Annotated in this window: 18 protein-coding genes; 12 read left to right on the forward strand and 6 right to left on the reverse strand. The window is 65.1% G+C overall.

Annotated features, from left to right (window positions below; all coding sequences use genetic code 11):
* Positions 1-80: 80 nt before the first annotated feature.
* The 8 genes from pruA (at position 81) to ABCW42_RS19185 (ending at position 7,899) form a co-directional block, all read left to right on the forward strand.
* Positions 81-1,727: an L-glutamate gamma-semialdehyde dehydrogenase gene (pruA, locus tag ABCW42_RS19150; protein ID WP_423182673.1), complete on the forward strand. Its 1,647-nt coding sequence runs from the start codon at positions 81-83 to the stop codon at positions 1,725-1,727.
* 90 nt (positions 1,728-1,817) lie between these two features.
* Positions 1,818-2,606 carry an IclR family transcriptional regulator gene (locus ABCW42_RS19155; protein WP_423182674.1) on the forward strand — a complete coding sequence of 263 codons (789 nt, stop codon included), beginning with the start codon at positions 1,818-1,820 and terminating at the stop codon, positions 2,604-2,606.
* A gap of 101 nt (positions 2,607-2,707) precedes the next feature.
* On the forward strand, positions 2,708-3,448 hold the full coding sequence (locus tag ABCW42_RS19160) for a GntR family transcriptional regulator (RefSeq protein WP_423182675.1): 741 nt from the start codon (positions 2,708-2,710) through the stop codon (positions 3,446-3,448).
* Positions 3,449-3,552: 104 nt separating this feature from the next.
* Positions 3,553-4,875 (forward strand): ATP-binding protein, encoded by a 1,323-nt coding sequence (locus ABCW42_RS19165; RefSeq protein ID WP_423182676.1) that lies wholly within the window; start codon positions 3,553-3,555, stop codon positions 4,873-4,875.
* 110 nt (positions 4,876-4,985) lie between these two features.
* The gene (locus tag ABCW42_RS19170; protein WP_423182677.1) at positions 4,986-5,708 is read left to right on the forward strand and encodes a hypothetical protein; all 723 of its coding nucleotides are present in this window, start codon (positions 4,986-4,988) and stop codon (positions 5,706-5,708) included.
* A 103-nt stretch (positions 5,709-5,811) separates the two neighbouring features.
* Positions 5,812-6,066, forward strand: coding sequence for a helix-turn-helix transcriptional regulator (locus ABCW42_RS19175; protein ID WP_423182678.1), 255 nt, complete (start codon positions 5,812-5,814; stop codon positions 6,064-6,066).
* Positions 6,063-7,256: a type II toxin-antitoxin system HipA family toxin gene (locus ABCW42_RS19180; protein WP_423182679.1), complete on the forward strand. Its 1,194-nt coding sequence runs from the start codon at positions 6,063-6,065 to the stop codon at positions 7,254-7,256. Before ABCW42_RS19175 ends, ABCW42_RS19180 begins: the two co-directional genes overlap by 4 nt.
* Positions 7,257-7,365: 109 nt before the next feature.
* Positions 7,366-7,899 carry a DUF1003 domain-containing protein gene (locus tag ABCW42_RS19185; RefSeq protein ID WP_423182680.1) on the forward strand — a complete coding sequence of 178 codons (534 nt, stop codon included), beginning with the start codon at positions 7,366-7,368 and terminating at the stop codon, positions 7,897-7,899.
* 29 nt (positions 7,900-7,928) lie between these two features.
* Here ABCW42_RS19185 and ABCW42_RS19190 read toward each other — a convergent pair whose 3' ends face one another.
* From ABCW42_RS19190 to gluQRS, 4 genes are read right to left on the reverse strand one after another with little or no spacing between them, the layout of a single operon-like run.
* A complete protein-coding gene (locus ABCW42_RS19190) occupies positions 7,929-8,459 on the reverse strand; it encodes an HD domain-containing protein (protein WP_423182681.1) in 531 nt (176 codons plus the stop codon).
* A gap of 9 nt (positions 8,460-8,468) precedes the next feature.
* A complete protein-coding gene (locus tag ABCW42_RS19195; RefSeq protein ID WP_423182682.1) occupies positions 8,469-9,596 on the reverse strand; it encodes a serine hydrolase domain-containing protein in 1,128 nt (375 codons plus the stop codon).
* Positions 9,597-9,605: 9 nt separating this feature from the next.
* Entirely contained in the window at positions 9,606-10,622 is a 1,017-nt protein-coding gene (locus tag ABCW42_RS19200) for an NADP-dependent oxidoreductase (protein WP_423182683.1), read from the reverse strand.
* Positions 10,623-11,531 carry a tRNA glutamyl-Q(34) synthetase GluQRS gene (gluQRS, locus tag ABCW42_RS19205; RefSeq protein WP_423182684.1) on the reverse strand — a complete coding sequence of 303 codons (909 nt, stop codon included), beginning with the start codon at positions 11,529-11,531 and terminating at the stop codon, positions 10,623-10,625.
* 372 nt (positions 11,532-11,903) lie between these two features.
* Here gluQRS and ABCW42_RS19210 point away from each other — a divergent pair, with 372 nt between their 5' ends.
* Positions 11,904-12,362, forward strand: coding sequence for an Lrp/AsnC family transcriptional regulator (locus ABCW42_RS19210; RefSeq protein ID WP_133206458.1), 459 nt, complete (start codon positions 11,904-11,906; stop codon positions 12,360-12,362).
* On the opposite strand, the gene ABCW42_RS19215 is transcribed toward ABCW42_RS19210, so the two are convergent.
* Entirely contained in the window at positions 12,359-12,814 is a 456-nt protein-coding gene (locus ABCW42_RS19215) for an Lrp/AsnC family transcriptional regulator (protein ID WP_133206457.1), read from the reverse strand. The genes ABCW42_RS19210 and ABCW42_RS19215 overlap by 4 nt on opposite strands.
* A gap of 103 nt (positions 12,815-12,917) precedes the next feature.
* On the opposite strand from ABCW42_RS19215, the gene ABCW42_RS19220 reads away from it, so the two are divergent.
* Together ABCW42_RS19220 and ABCW42_RS19225 are read left to right on the forward strand one after the other, a co-directional pair.
* Positions 12,918-13,553 (forward strand): LysE family translocator, encoded by a 636-nt coding sequence (locus tag ABCW42_RS19220; protein WP_423182685.1) that lies wholly within the window; start codon positions 12,918-12,920, stop codon positions 13,551-13,553.
* A gap of 68 nt (positions 13,554-13,621) precedes the next feature.
* Entirely contained in the window at positions 13,622-13,945 is a 324-nt protein-coding gene (locus ABCW42_RS19225; RefSeq protein WP_423182686.1) for a hypothetical protein, read from the forward strand.
* Here ABCW42_RS19225 and ABCW42_RS19230 read toward each other — a convergent pair.
* Positions 13,942-14,967, reverse strand: coding sequence for a hypothetical protein (locus tag ABCW42_RS19230; RefSeq protein ID WP_423182687.1), 1,026 nt, complete (start codon positions 14,965-14,967; stop codon positions 13,942-13,944). The genes ABCW42_RS19225 and ABCW42_RS19230 overlap by 4 nt on opposite strands.
* Positions 14,968-15,176: 209 nt before the next feature.
* Between ABCW42_RS19230 and ABCW42_RS19235 the strand changes: the two genes are divergently transcribed.
* Complete coding sequence (locus ABCW42_RS19235) at positions 15,177-15,650, forward strand: DUF4383 domain-containing protein (protein WP_423182688.1); 474 nt, start codon at positions 15,177-15,179, stop codon at positions 15,648-15,650.
* The last annotated feature ends 94 nt before the right edge of the window (positions 15,651-15,744 follow it).

A 15,744-nucleotide genomic window follows, 5' to 3' on the forward strand; every position in this document is an offset into this window, starting at 1 on the left:
CGGCTGGAGCAGAGGCTCGAAACCCACTGAACCAACCCGTGGCCCCGGCTTCGGAAAACCCAAGAGGAGAAAACCGGATCATGTCCGCCCAATCAGTCAGCGTAACTGGCAACTTCAAAGTCCCCACGCCCTACAACGAGCCATCGCGGGAATTCCGCCCGGGTTCGCCGGAGGCCGCGTCCGTCAAGAAGGCGATCGCGGAGGTCACATCCAGTGTCCGCGACCTCCCCCACGTCATCAACGGCGAACGTTCCATGACCGGCGAACTGCGCGATGTCACCGCTCCCCACCGCCACTCCCAGGTATTGGGCCGCATTCCCACCGCCGATGAAACCGTCATCCAGGCTGCCATCGACGCGGCCCTCGCCGCCCAGCACGACTGGTCCCGGACCCCTTGGTGGGAGCGCGCCGCGATCTTCCTCCGTGCAGGCGACCTTGCCGCCGGCAAGTACCGCGACGAGCTCGTGGCCACCACCATGCTCGGCCAGTCCAAGACCTTCCACCAGGCAGAAATCGACGCCGCGAGCGAAGTGGCGGACTTCTTCCGCTACAACGCCCACCTGGCCCAGCAGATCTTCAGCGACCAGCCCGCCGCCCTGCAGGGCGAAGGCAACACCCTGGACCAGCGGGGACTCGAAGGCTTCGTCTTGGCCATCACTCCGTTCAACTTCACCGCCATCGCCTCCAACCTTCCCACCACCGCAGCCCTCATGGGCAACGTGGTGGTCTGGAAGCCTTCCGAAAAGTCCGCGCTCAGCAACGACGTCCTGATGCGCATGTTCGAAGAAGCAGGCCTGCCCCCGGGCGTCATCAACCTCATCCACGGTTCCGGCCGCGTCATTTCCGACTACGCCATGGCACACCCGGAATTCGCCGGACTGAACTTCACCGGTTCCACCGACGTGTTCCGCAGCCTCTGGAAGAAGACCGGCGAACACATCGACCAGTACCGCTCCTTCCCGCGCCTCGTCGGGGAAACCGGCGGCAAAAACGCCGTTGTGGCCCACCCCAGTGCCGACACTGGCGCCGTCCGGGCCGCCCTGATCCGCAGCGCCTTCGAGTACTCGGGACAGAAGTGCTCCGCAGCATCCCGCACCTACTTGCCGCGCAGCGTCTGGAACGCGATCAAGGATGAACTCATCGAAACCACCAAGTCCCTGCGCGTGGGCGACATCGCCGAACACGAGACCTTCACCGGCGCCGTCATCGACGAGACTTCGCTCCGCAAGATCGAAGCCGCCATCGAGAATGCCAAGGGCCTGGAAAGCCACACCCTCCTGGCCGGCGGCAACGTCCACCCCGAGGAAGGATGGTTCGTCGAGCCCACCATCTTCGAAACCACGGACCCGCACGCCTTCACCATGAGCGAAGAATTCTTCGGTCCGCTCCTCACCGTCTACGTCTATGAAGACAACGAGTGGGATTCCGTGCTGGACCTCGTGGACCAGACCAGCAACTACGCCCTGACCCTGTCCATCTTCGCCAACGACCGCCGCGCGATCTCGCTGGCCCTGGACAAGCTGCGCAATGCCTCGGGCATGACCTACGTCAACGACAAGCCCACCGGCGCGCTCATGGGACAGGTCTCCTTCGGCGGCGGCCGCGCGTCCGGCACGAACGACAAGACAGGCTCCCGCCTCGCCCTGCAGCGGTGGCTGAGCGGCCGGTTCATCCACGAAAACTTCTCGCCGTCGTCCGAATGGCGCCAGCCCTACCTCGCCCGGTAGGCAGCACGTGAAGCAGCCGCCGCCTGGCTACTCCAGGCGGCGGCTGCCGCCCTCTCACCGGTTTGTTCCACGCCTCGGAAAGCCACCCCCATGAAAAAGCGAATCCTCCCCAAAAAAGCCTCCTCGACCGCCTTGTCCGACTTCCCGAAACGGCGCGACGAGCGCGGCACGGCGATGTCCATCCTGCTCCTGTTCGCGAGGCACCGAAGCCTCAGCAGCCAGCAGATTGCCGGGCTCCTTCGGCTCCCGCCTTCCACCGTCTACCGGCACCTCGAGACGCTGCTCCAGGCCGGGTTCGTGGTGGAGAGCCAGACCATGGGCCGCTATGCCGCCGGCCCGGAAGTGGTGCGACTGGCCGACAACTACCGTGATGAGGCCTTGGCACAGGGCATCGTGTCCCGGAGACTCGAGCAACTTTCCAAGGAAACCGGAGAACTGGCCGCCTACCTGGTCCAAAGCAGCCGGGAAGTCCTCTGCGTCGAGTCGGTCGAAAGCATCCACATCCTCAGCTGCAGCTACGCGGCCGGCCGCTCCCGCCCACTGCTCAACGGCGCCAGCGCGCGGGCCATCCTCGCCCACCTCCCGGAAGAAGAGATCGACGAGATCCTTGCCGGCCACTTCCTCGCCCCTGCGGAGGAAACCATCATCCGGACCGACCTGGAAGACATCAGAGCCCGCGGATTCGCCACTAGTTCGGGTGCACTCGCTCCGGGCGTCTGGGGCGTCAGCGCCCCCGTCTTCGGCGAAGCAGGCCTTGCCGGCGTCGTCACCACCATGGTTCCGCTCGACCGCGCGGCCACCGACGCGGAGCGGAACCGTTTCATCAGTTTCACCCGCCAAGCCGCCGAGGACCTCAGCCGAGTCGGCGCGAGCGCCTAATGCCTCCCTTGGCTAACGGAATTCCGACGGCGGCGCCTCACCAAGGTGCCTCACCGAGCCGCCGGAGGCAAAACACGTCCGGCTCGCCTAGGATCGATTCCATGGCAAGAAGCGCCGACGCCGACGAACGGCAAGAGACCACACCCTCCGCACCGGGCAAGCAGGCCGAACCATCCCTGGGCCTTGCGATTACCCCCACCCTCGTTGCAGACCAGGTCTACGACGCGCTGCGCACGGCCATCCTCACAGGGGATCTGGCAGGCGGGTCGCCGCTGCGGGTCCGGGATATCGCCGCGATGGTGGGCACCAGCGTCATGCCGGTCCGCGAGGCTATCCGGCGCCTTGAAGAAACTGGACTTGCCACGCGGGTGGCCGCTCATCGGGGCGCCGTGGTCCGCGAATTCACTGTCACCGAGCTGATCCACATCTACGACGTCCGCGCTACCCTCGAAGCCGAAGCCGCCCGCCTTGGCGCAGCCAAAGTCACCGACGCCGATATCGCGCGCATGGAAGCCGCATGCTCCCGAATGCAAAAGGCGGTGGCCGAGCGCCGGGTGTGGGACGCGCTCGACGACGACGAAGACCTCCTCCGCACGCTGTACAAAGCCGGCGGAAACCCCGTCCTGGTGGACGTCATCGAAAACCTGTGGCTCCAATGCCGCCCCTATAAGGTCATCGGCGCCACCGAAGCCATGGATCACAACGACGCCAGCCTCTGGACACCCCAGCCGGCACTCTTGGAAGCGTCCCGGGCGCGCGACGTCAAAGCCGCCACCAAACTGACAAAGCAGTCCCTCGCAAGCGCCCGCTCCCGGCTGGAAAAGCGGCTCGAGCAGCATTAGGGACCACCCGCCGTCGTAACGCAACGCGATTGCAACCCCGCGCGGCATGCCGGTCGCCTATGCTCAACACCAGGTAATCGACGGCGATCCACCAAGGAGCGGGCATGAGCAATTGGCGAATCAGGGACTTCCATTCCTCGGACATGGACGGCATCCTGCACCTGTGGGAAACGCTCAAGGCGGACAACGTCGAGCCGGTCTATGCGCTTTCCGAAGTTTTGGCGTCGTGCGAAAAGGACCACGCCGTCGTCGCGGTGCAGGGCGAGCAAGTGGTGGGGGCCGCCGTCGGACGCGCGGCGCACGACCAAGGCTGGATCGTGTTCCTGGCCACGCTGCCCGATTTCCGCGGCCGCGGGATCGGCACCTCGCTGCTCTCCGCCGTCGAAAACCGCATGGCGCCACACGGCCTGAACAAGCTCTCGGCGCTCATGCCCGAGTCCGAGACCCGCGTTGAAGCTTTCCTCGGCCGTGGTTTCCTGCTCAAGCAGAACCTGCATTATTTCGAGCGGACCATCCCCGTGCAGCGCCAGGAGCTTGAGCCGCTGAGCCAGCTCGGCGGCCGGATCCTGGCCCGCGACCTGTGGGAGAACGTGGCCGGCATGCGGCGCGAGAAGGAACTGCTGGAACGCCGCCTGGTCCTGCCACTCGCCGAAGCCGACCTCGCGGACGAATTCGGCGTGGTGCCGCCGCGCGCCGTCGTGCTTTTCGGGCCCCCGGGGACCGGCAAGACCACGTTCGCGAAGGCGATAGCTTCCCGGCTCGAGTGGCCGTTCGTGGAGGTCTTCCCGTCCCGGCTGGCGTCGGATCCGAAGGGCCTGGCCGGCGCGCTGCGCGAGACGTTCCTGGAGATCGCCGAACTCGAGCACGCGGTCGTGTTCATCGACGAGGTGGAGGAGATCGCGTCGCAGCGTTCCGGCGAGCCGCCGTCGCCGTTGCAGGGCGTCACGAACGAGCTGCTCAAGATCATCCCGGCGTTCCGGGAGCAGCCCGGGCGTTTGCTGGTGTGCGCGACGAACTTCATCCGCGCCCTGGATTCGGCGTTCCTGCGCCACGGCCGCTTCGACTACGTGATCCCGATCGGCCTGCCGGACACCCATGCCCGCGAGGCCATGTGGCAGCGGTTCATCCCGGCGAGCGTGGTGGACTCGATCGACGTGGACTTGCTGGTCTCGCGCACCGAGGGCTTCTCCCCGGCGGACATCGAGTACGCGGCCCGCAGCGCCTCCCAGCGTGCGCTGGAAAAAGCAATATACACAGTCGGCGAGCTCGGTACGTCGCCCGCCGCTGCCGGCTCACCGGCGTCGAACGGCCGCAAGGGACCCGTCACGCAGGACTACCTCGATGCGATCGCCGATACCCGCACCACCGTCAGCGAAGAAGTGCATCGGGACTTCCTGGAGGACATCGACGTGCTGGGCCGGGTTTAGCAGGTCCCGGTTCGGCCGCCGGCCCGCCAATTCGCTGGAACGGTGCGGACTCGCCGGAAGATTCCGGCGAGCGGGAGGGCTTCCGGCGAAATGGGCGGAGGGGAGAAACCATGATCCTGTTTCTGACAATCTTGAGCGGCGTCGCCTGGACAGTGGTCTACGTCGACGCCATCCGCGTGGGATTCCGGGACAAAAGCTACGCGATCCCGGCCGCGGCGCTGGCCTTGAACATCGCGTGGGAATCGATCTACGCGATCCATTCGCTCAGCACCGGGCCGTCCGTGCAGGGGTTCATCAACCTCGCGTGGGGACTTGCCGACGTCGCGATCGTGTACACCTTTTTCGCGTTCGGCAGGCGGGAATTGCCCGGTTTCGTCACGCGGCCGATGTTCATTGGATGGGCGGTCTTGCTGGGAATAGCGGGGTTTGCTGTGCAAGCCCTGTTTGTCTTGAAATTCGATTGGGATCTCGCGGCGCCGTACGCGGCCTTCCTCCAGAACCTTCTGATGTCCGGCTTGTTCATTGCCATGTTCGCAGCTCGCCGGGGACTGCGGGGCCAAACACTGGTGATCGGGGTGTCGAAGTGGATTGGCACGCTCGCACCGACCATCAATTTCGGCGTGCTCCAGGATTCCCCGTTCATCCTGGGAATCGGTGCCTTGTGCAGCGTCTTCGACCTGGCGTACATCGGACTGCTCCTGTGGGCCAAGCGAAACCCCTCGAGTTGTGTACAGCTAACACCCGTTAAAACGGCTTTTAAGGGGCGCGAGGTGTACACAAACTCGGGAGGAGGGGCGGAACGAACGTGCCGGTTTCCGAGGTGGGGGGCTTGATTCGGGCTTTCCGGAAGCGCAAACTGGAGGAAACGGAACGAACGTGCCGGTTTGGGCACGGGACTGTTGGGCACAATGGCAGCCGATGCCCGGAAGGATGAGCATGTCCCCTGAGGAGTTCGCCCGTTCCCTCGGCTCCACCGTCCGCGCCCGCCGCGGGTCCCTCAGCCTGAGCCAGTCCGACCTCGCGGACCTCGCCGGGGTGTCGGAGCGCTTCGTCCGCTTTGTCGAGCAAGGCAAACCCACGGTCCAATTGGAACCCCTCTTGTCCGTGCTCGGCACGCTGGGCCTGGAACTCGCGGTCGCGCACGCCACCAAAGCAGCCAACAAAACAGCCACCAAAACACCCCAACCATGACCTTCCACCGCATCGCCGACGTCTACAAGCAAGGCATCCTCGCGGCCCGCATCGAGCGGCATGAAGGCGGCACCAAGTTCAGCTACCTGCCGCGCTACCTCGAATCGGGAGGCCCGTCCGTCGCCACCACACTCCCCCTCACCAGCCAAGCCGTCTTCACCCCGAGCGGCGCGGTTCCCGCCTATTTCACCGGGCTGCTCCCGGAAGGCCGCCGCCTGAATTCCCTGCGCCGCGCGGTCAAAGCCAGTGCCGACGACGAACTCGCCCTCCTCATGGGCGCGGGCGGGGACGCCGTGGGCGATGTCCAGACCGTCCCCCACGGCGAGCGGCCCACGGAAGGGGGGTCCGCCGTCGTACTCGATTCGAAGCTGCCACTCGACTTCGACGCCCTGCTGGGCGACTCCGGACTCATCGATCCCGTGGCCCTGGCGGGTGTGCAGGACAAGTTGTCCGCAGGGATGATCTCCCTCCCCGTGGCGCAGGCCGGCAAGCGGTTCATCCTCAAGCTCAACGCGCCCGAGTTCCCGTTCGTTGTGGAGAACGAGTTCCTCATGTTCCGTTTTGCGCGCAAGCTGCGGATCCCCGTCAGCTCAGTCCAGTTAGTGCACGACGTCGGCGGGCGGGCGGGGCTGCTCGTCGAGCGTTTCGATCGGCTCACCGGAGCAGACGGCGTGCCGGTGCGCCTCGCCGTCGAAGATGGAGCCCAAGTGCTGGGCCTCTACCCGGCGGACAAGTACAGCGTTCCGTTTGGCGACGTGTGCAGGGCACTCGCAGCGTACTGCGCCGCGCCCTTGCCGGCCCTGCGCAACCTCGCGCTCCAACTCGCCTTCGCCTGGCTCACGGGCAACGGCGACCTCCATGCCAAGAACGTCTCGATGGTCCAGTCCCCGGGCGGCGAATACACCATCGCGCCGGTCTACGACATCCCCTCCACAGTCGTTTACGGCGACAAAACCCTCGCGCTCGGAATCGGCGGGAAGAAAACGGGCATCTCCCGGAAGCATTTCCTCGCCTGGGCAGGAAGGCTCGGCCTGACCGACCGTGCGGCGAACAGTGTCCTGGAGCTTGCGCTCAAAGCGTCCGGTCCGCTGATGGCAGAGCTCGACGGCGGCGCGTCACCTTTCGGGGCGGCGCAAACCCGGGATTGGATCAAAGAACTCAAGCATCGCCGGCGACTGATGGGGGGATAGTTCAGATCGTGGCAAGAGGGAAGTTTCGATGCTAGGTTCACGGGAGTCGCGGCGCTAGGCTCGCTTTCGAAGGCGAGATCGCCTCGCCCCGAGCCAAGGGATCGAACGGATGACACAGCAGGTCGACACACAACCGGCATCCACCAAAAGCGTTCCTCCGCATTCACGGCCCTATTTGAGGCCAACGCGGTTGCTTACCCACAGCGAGCCGTCCAGGCTGCATCCGTCAGTCCTGGCAGAAGCCGAACGTCGAGCCGCAAGCATCCAACTCCGGGTCGCGGACGCAATCACGGCATTCGCCGGATCGATGAACTTCGTCTACCTGCATGTGTTGCTCTTCGCCGTCTGGATGCTCGTGTTCGAACAAAGTCCGTGGCCTACGTTGACGCTGATCGTCTCCCTGGAAGCGATCTTCCTTTCAACCTTCGTGATGATCGGGCAGAACCGCCAGGCCGCTTTCCAGCAGGCGAAGGCGGACCACGACTACAACGCCCAAGAGCAGCTGCTGGAGGAGAACACCAAACTCACGCGGACGATCCACGAACTCACGCGCCAGATCCACGAACACATCCTCCTTGACACGGCTGCGTCCGCTAGCCGGAAGCCCGCCACATCCACCGAGAACGAGCCCGGGAAGCCCTAGACCCTCGGCGTTCCAGTCGATTCAGCCGCTTAGTCCTCGGCCAAGCGGTCCAGTTCGGACAGCAGGTCCGGGTTGAGGCGGTCCAGGATCAGGTGGCTTTCACCGCGTGGGACCGCCTTGTACAGCACCTTACGTGCCTCCGCGTAGCGGGTCGTCGCCGGCGGCCTGTCCGGCCACTTCTCGGCGAACGCCTGCATCCGTTCCGGCAAGGAGGTGTGCGCGTTGCAGGCAATCTTGACCAGGCTCGCGTCATGGTCTTCGGCGATGTGGAGGATTACTTCCTCGTCGCTGTCCGGATTGTCGTTGAACCGCCGCGTCACCCGTTCGATGATGGCCACGGCCCGTTCGGAAACGCCCATGTCCACCAGAGCTTGCTTGGTGATGGGAGTGTCCTTGGCGATGTCGTGGAGGTAGCCGGCGATCTGGATGTCGTCGTCGAAATCGACCAAGGCCTCACCCACCGCCAAAACATGGTCTCGGTGCGGCCGCTTCAGTTTGTCCTTCTGGCGATAGTGGGCCACCTCGGCAAGGACCTTGGCGGTTTCAACAGTGAATGTCATGCCGTCCTCCTAGTGAGACAGTCCGATAATCGCTTTGCGCACCGCCGCGCTCAGTTCGAGGTTGCGGCACCCCGCGCCACCGGGCTCGGCCTGCTGCGGTACGTAGCCAAAGCCGAGTTCATACACAGGGTCCGCGAACCCCAAAGACGCGCTGGCGCCGTCGTGCCCGAACGCACGGTGGCTGCCGTATGGGTTCCGCGCGTGCGATCGCATGAACACGGTCGCGAAGCTGCTCGTGTCACCGAACACGCGGTCTATGCCGAAGACCTGCTCGTCCGAGACCGTCCGGATGGTTTCCTCGCTGAGCAAGGGCGCGACGGCGGGATGGTCGCCGTCGGAAGCAAGTCCCGTGAGCGCCGCCGCGTAGACGCGAGCCATGCCTTCCGCGCTGGCGACGCCCGCCACGGAACACAAGCCCGCCGCCCGGACCTCGCGGATATTCGGCAGGTCGAGGATCGCGCCTCCCACCGAGTTGGCGGACAAGCCGTAGTGGCTGGCGGGGTCGATCCACGGCTGGGCGGGGTCGGCCTGCCAGCGAAGCGTCGCGTACCGGGCCTCCTCGGCATCCGGGAATCCCAGGAAAAAGTCGGCTCCGGTAACAGCGCGGATCCGCTGTTCGTAGACTTCCTGGAGCGTGGATCCCGTGATTCGCCGGCACAACTCCTCCATGAAGACGCCGATGGTCAGGGCGTGGTAGCCGAACGCGGCGCCGGGCTTCCACATCGGACGCAGGCGGGCCAGCTTGGCCGCGGCGAGCTCGGAGTTGTTGCATTCCTCCAAGGAAAGGCCGCCTTCGACGCCCAGGAGGCCCGCCTGGTGGGAAAGCAATTGGGCAACAGTGACCGCCGCCTTCCCTTCGGCCCCGAATTCGGGCCAGTATTTGACCACTTCGGCGTCGAGGTCCAAGAGACCGTCCTGGACCAGGAGGGCGATGACCAACCCGGAAACGCCCTTCGAACAGGAGAAGACTCCCGTCACCGAGTCCGGCCGGCGGTGCGGGCCTCCGCTGATGTCCAGGACCTTGACGCCTCGGTGATAGGCCGCCAACTGGGCCGAGTATTCGGGGTCCTCGCGGAGGTATCGGCCAAAGAGTTCGGCTACCGCTTCGAATCCTGGGGCAATCGTCTGTGCATCCACCCGGACAGCCTATCCGGCACGACTGTCCATGGTCACCACGATCTTGCCCTTGGCGCGTCCCTGCTCGAGTGCGGCGAAGGCGTCGGCGATTTTTTCCAACGGATAGCTGCTGTCAATGACTGGCTTGAGCCGGCCTTCCGTGACCAGTCGCGCCAGGACAGCCAGGTCTTCGCCGCTGGGATGCATGAACAGGTAGCGGTATTTGACCTTCTCTTCGCGCGCGCGTCCGCGTAGCCCGAAGCTTGCCGCCCAGAACAACACCGTCAGCCAGGCAGGTGCGCCGAGGTCCTTCAGCGCGGTCTGCGGTTCCGGCATCCCGGCGATGCTGACAACCGTGGATCCAGGCTTGAGGATCTTGAACGTCTGCTCCAGGGTTTCCCCGCCTACCAGGTCAAGGGCTGCGTCGAAACCGCTCAGAACGGCGGCAATGTTGTCCTTCGTGTAGTCGACGACGGCGTCCGCGCCGAGGGAGCGAACCAGCGCTTCTCCGCGGGGAGACGCTGTGGTGGTCACCTCTGCGCCGAAGTGCTTGGCGAGTTGGATCGCCAAGGTACCCACTCCGCCGGCGCCGCCCGAGATGAACACCTTCATCCCGGGCTTGACCTTGAGTTCGTCTCTTAGTGCCTGCAAGGCGGTGAGACCGGCGAGCGGGAGGCTCGCGGCTTCGGCATAGCTGAGCGACCTCGGCATGAGGGCCACCAGGTCCTCATTGACGGCGGCATGTTCGGCGAACGCACCGAGGCTGGCCTTGTCCACGCGGGCGAACACCCGGTCTCCAGTTGCGAAGCGGCGCACGCCAGGACCCACGGCTTCGACGATTCCAGCCAACTCGCTTCCGGCAACCAGCGGCAGCCTCGGCCTGGTGATCAGCCGCACGGCTCCTTCGCGCTGCTTATAGTCGACGGGATTCAAGCCGGCCGCGAAGACCTTGACCAAGACCTCGCCGGGGCCCGCGATGGGCTTCGGCACGTCTTGGAGTTCCATGGCCTCGGCTCCGCCGTAGCCGGTCAGCACGTATGCGAGCACCTAGTCCCCCTTCCGGATCATCGCTTGCAGCCGCCCCGTCCACACCCATGGCTCGAGCGGCAATCGGGCCGGATCAAAGCTGTCCACGGCGCCGCCCAGCGGCCCCATTGGCAACTCTAGCGACTCCAGGATCATGTCCCGCACCTCTTCGGCGGAAAGCCCGACGGCGGCGAGGTCGTCGAGCGTCACTGCGCCGTCGCGCTTCGCCAAACGGTCGCCGTCGTGATTCACCACGAGCGGCACGTGCGCGTATTCCGGAACCGGCAAACCCAGGAGGGAAGCCAAATACGCCTGGCGTGGTGTGGAGGACAAGAGGTCGTCGCCGCGGACCACCTGGTCTATGCCTTGTTCGGCGTCGTCGACCACGACCGCCAGGTTGTAGGCGGTCACGCCATCGTTGCGCCGGAGCACGAAGTCGTCCACGATCCCCGTGTAGGCCCCGTGCAACTGGTCCTCAACAGTCCATTCCTTCGTTTCGGAACGGAGCCGGATGGCAGCGGGGCGAGTGGCCCGGCGGATCTCCCGTTCCGCCGTCGAGAGCTTCCTGCAGGTCCCCGGGTAGGCACCTTGCGGAGCGTGCGGCGCGGACGGGGCCTCCTGGATTTCCCGGCGCGTGCAGAAGCATTCATAGGTCAGTCCGGCGTCGCCGAGTTGCCTGATCACGGAATCGTACAAAGCGGCGCGGCCGGTTTGGCGGATGACGCCGCCGTCCCACGTCACGCCCACCGCTTCCAGGTCCCGCAGCTGGACGGCTTCGGCCCCGGCCCGCGCGCGGTCGAGGTCTTCGACGCGCAACAGGAAAGAACGGCCGGTGGAACGGGCGAAAAGCCACGCGAGCATGGCCGTGCGCAAGTTGCCCACGTGCAACTCACCCGAGGGGCTCGGGGCAAAACGGCCAGCGGAGGTCATGCCTCAAGCCTATGCAGCACAAGAGCCCCTCAGCTACCGCAACGCGTTCGGTGGCTCAGGGGCTCTTGAGGATGGTTGCCGGCCGCCCTTCATTGGCGACACCGGCGGATGCGGAAGGACAATGCTGTGAACAAGAGTCATTCAGCGGGCTGCATCCTTGCGGGATGTGTTTGCGGTGACCGGTTGGTGTGCCGGCTGGTCCGTAGCCTCTTGGGTTGGGCGGTAGCCGTTCCCTTCGTTGCCATAATTGCAGCAGGATCCCGGCAGTTGGTGCAACAGAGCTAGCCTCGAGTGGTCAATCTGACCAAACTCCTGGAAGAATGTAGGCAGCGGATAGTCATTTTGCCGAAGCTCCCTCCAGAAAGCCCCACCATGCACGAATTGGATTCAACGGACAAGCGGATCCTCGCAGCGCTCGACGACGATCCCCGCGTACCCATCATGGTGCTCGCCCAGCGCCTGGGCCTGGCCCGCGGAACGGTACAGTCGCGCCTTGAGCGGATGTCGGCGTCGGGGGCTTTGCGTCCCAACAGCAGCCGGGTGCTGCCGTCCGCCCTGGGCCGCGGCGTCGCGGCGGCGGTCAGCGCGGAACTGGACCAAAGCAGGCTCAACGAAGCAATCGCGGCCCTCCGGGAAATCCCCGAAGTCCTCGAATGCCACGCCCCCGCCGGCGACACCGACCTCATCATCCGCGTTGTCGCCACCAGCCCGGACGATCTCTACCGGGTGTCCGAAGAGATCAGGTTATGCCCCGGAATCGTTCGCACTTCAACGAGCATGTTCCTTCGCGAAGTCATCCCCTACCGGACAACCGGCCTCCTCCACCCCTAGACGGGCGGGCCGGTGTTGGTTTTGAGGTTCTTCATCACCAGCGTGGACGTGAGGCGTTCGACGGCGGGAAGCGCCGTGAGCTGGTCGTCGTAGAAACGCTGGTACGCGGGAAGGTCCGCCGCGATCACGCGCAGGAGATAGTCCGGCGAACCGAAGAGCCGCTGGGCCTCCACGATGTTGGGGATGGCTGCCACGCGGTCCTCGAAGTCGGACATCGTGGCCCGATCGACCTGGCGCAAGGTGACGAAAACGATCGCCTCGAAACCGAGGCCAATAGCCGCGGGATCGATGTCCGCGCGATAGCCCCGGATCACCCCGGAAGCCTCAAGATCGCGCAGCCGCCGATGGCACGGAGCCACCGTCAAACCCACCTTGCCCGCGAGCGCCGTGGCAGTTATCCGGCCATCTTCTTTGAGGTGGCGCAAAATAGTTCTATCAATCCCGTCAATCACGCAAATATCTTACCTACCAGGCGGTGAGTTGAGCTAAAAATAGGAACACTTATGGGGCGATTTTCCCTAAAGTTCATGGTGTACCCACCAGCCAGGAGCCACCATGAATCCCCAGCTTTTCATCGCGTTCGTGATCGTCGCCTTCAGTTTGGCGGCCACGCCGGGCCTCGACTGGGCGTACACGATTTCCGCCGGGCTTCGGCAGCGCAGCTTCGTCCCCGCGGTGGCCGGCCTGTGCAGCGGATACCTGGTGCACACAGCCCTCATGGTGGTTGGCCTCGCCGCCCTCCTGGCCGGCGTTCCGGGGCTCCTCGGCTGGCTCACGATCGCCGGGGCAGGCTATTTGCTCTGGCTCGGTGTCGGCACCATGCGCTCGTGGCGGGGCGCGAGCTTCGCCGCGGATGACGCCGTCGGGCAGTCCCCCACGCAACTGCGCACTTTCCTGCAGGGCATGGGGACGAGCGGCATCAACCCCAAAGGCCTCCTGTTCTTCCTGGCGCTGGTGCCGCAGTTCGTTAGTCCCCAGGCGTCGTTGCCGGTGCCGGTTCAGTCGGGCGTGCTTGGATTGACGTTCGTGTTGCTGGCGGGGCTCATCTACACGGTGGTGGCGTTGACGGCCCGGAGGCTGCTGCAGTCGCGGCCCGGCGCGGCACGCGGAGTGACACTGGCCAGCGGCATCATCATGATGGGGCTTGGGGCCGTGCTGCTCGGGGAACAGGTTCTGCCGCTGCTGCGGTGAGTCCGCCATGGGCGCCGTCCGGACTGCGGCTCTGGCGTTCGCGCGCGGGGCGGCCTATCGTCGGCTTCATGTCTGACGACTTTTCAGCCCTCGTGGAATCCTTCAAGCAATTCGGCGTATCACGGGCCTTTGGCCCTGCGCAGCAGATCGGCGGAGAGGAACTGATCCCGGTCGCCGTCGTATCCTTCGGTTTTGGCGGAGGCGGCGACGGCAACAACGCGGCTGGTGGCGGGGGCGGCGGCATGGTCTTCCCGATCGGAGCCTACGGCCGCAAAGCCAACGGGAGCGTCGCGTTCCAGCCGAACACCCTGGTGCTCATGGCGATGATGCTGCCGCTCGTCGGAGCTGTGGGGGTTTCGCTCCGGGGAATCATCAAGGCGTTGCGCTCCTAGTCGCCAGGCTCGCTGAAATCCTTGTTCCACAACCGGCGGATTTCGGCGTCCTTGCGGATACCGTCCACGGTTTCGAGTTCCCCGTCCTTACTGTCCTTCCCGCGCAATCCGGAGCGGGCCTTCGGTGCGCGGGCACCCGGGGGACGCGCACCCGGGGGACGGGGGCTGGAAGCCTTCAGTCCGACGTCGAGCACTAACAAGGCGCGGTCCGTGAACGCGTCATTGCGCAGCGCCAGGCTGGTCTTCTTGCGTCGAAGCACTTCGGCGAGCGCCGCCAGCGCCGCCCTCCGCTCGCCCAGGCTGTTGAGCGAGCGAGCCCGGATCAGGAGGAGCGCCGCCGAAAGATCGTCCGCGTTGCGGAGCCCTTCGGTCCAGGCGACGACGTCGGCGTGCCGCTCAAGCGTCCCCGCGGCGGTGCAGCGGGCCAGCGCGGAAGGCAACGACGGCGGCAAACCGGCCAGGACTTCCAGCGCCTCTTCGGTCTGCCCCGCCTCCCGCAAGCAGTGCGACAGCGCCAGGAACACAGATTCCTCACTGAAGAGGACCGGTACGTTGATCCGCTCGGCGACCTCGACCCGCGTGACCACCCTGCCAAGGTAGGTGGCCGAGAACTGGCTCGCGTCGTCGTCGATCCGTACCGAAAGACCGCGCCGGAGCAGCTCCGCCGCGCGGAGGTAGCCACCGTGCTGATACAGGAGAAGGCCCGCGATGACGTAGCACAAGCCGGCCCAGCCCGGATTGGCACGGGCGAAGGCGATGAGGCGGTCCGGTTCCGCGCTGGTGAAAACCGCCTGGTACATGGTCTTTGCTGTCTTGCCCGAAAGCCGCCTTAGCTTTGGAACATCCCCGGCGACGTCGATCCTGCCCGCCGTTTTTCCCTTCAGCACGGCGCTTATCGCCCCGGCCAGGCCATCGGCCAAGCCGCTCACCGAAGTCCGGACATGTCCCTTCCTGAAAGGTGTAATGTCCCGCGTTTCATTGAAGATCGGGCCGTTGGCTCCGGGAACCGGCGACTCGCTCATGCTTGCCGCGCCATCCCCCGGCTGGAACCGGGACGGGAACTCGAACAATCAGGCATCACAGAACCATGCTAGCTGTGCTGGTTCCACCCCTTCCCCCTCTTTTTCCGCGCTTTCGGGAGTAAGATATCTTCGTCGGCAGGGTTCCGACTCCTTGCCGCGATACGGCCCTCCACTTGAAGGGCCGGTGGAAATCGTGATCGGGAGGAGCTATGACCACTGCTTCGCACCCGGCGCAGCACCATCACGTCATGGGGCTGACGCTGCACAACACAGCACTCACCTTGGGCTGGGTTTTCCTGGCTGTTGGTGTTCTGGGATTCATTCCGGGCATCACCACCAATTACGGCGCGATGTCCTTCGCTGGGCATGACTCGGGCGCCATGCTTCTTGGAGTCTTCCAAGTATCCATCCTGCACAACATCGTCCACCTGCTGTACGGCGCTGTAGGCCTTTACATGGCCCGTACCGAGGGAATGGCCCGTGGATACCTTCTGGTCGGCGGTGCAATTTACCTCCTGCTGTGGATCTACGGCCTCATCGTTATGTCCAACGCAAGCGCGGACTTCGTGCCACTGAACACCGGCGACAACTGGCTGCACCTGATCCTTGGCATCGTCATGGTTGGCCTAGGAATCTGGCTCGGGCGGGACATTAGGGAGGAAGCAAAAGGCCGCGCCATGTAGCGCAGGCCGATTGCGACACCAACTGAAAAGCACGACGGCGGCCACCCCTTCGCGGGGCGACCGCCGCCTTTGTTTCTGGTTCTTGGGTGACGCC

Source organism: Arthrobacter sp. NyZ413, assembly GCF_049390645.1.
In the GTDB taxonomy this organism is placed as follows: Bacteria; Actinomycetota; Actinomycetes; order Actinomycetales; family Micrococcaceae; genus Arthrobacter.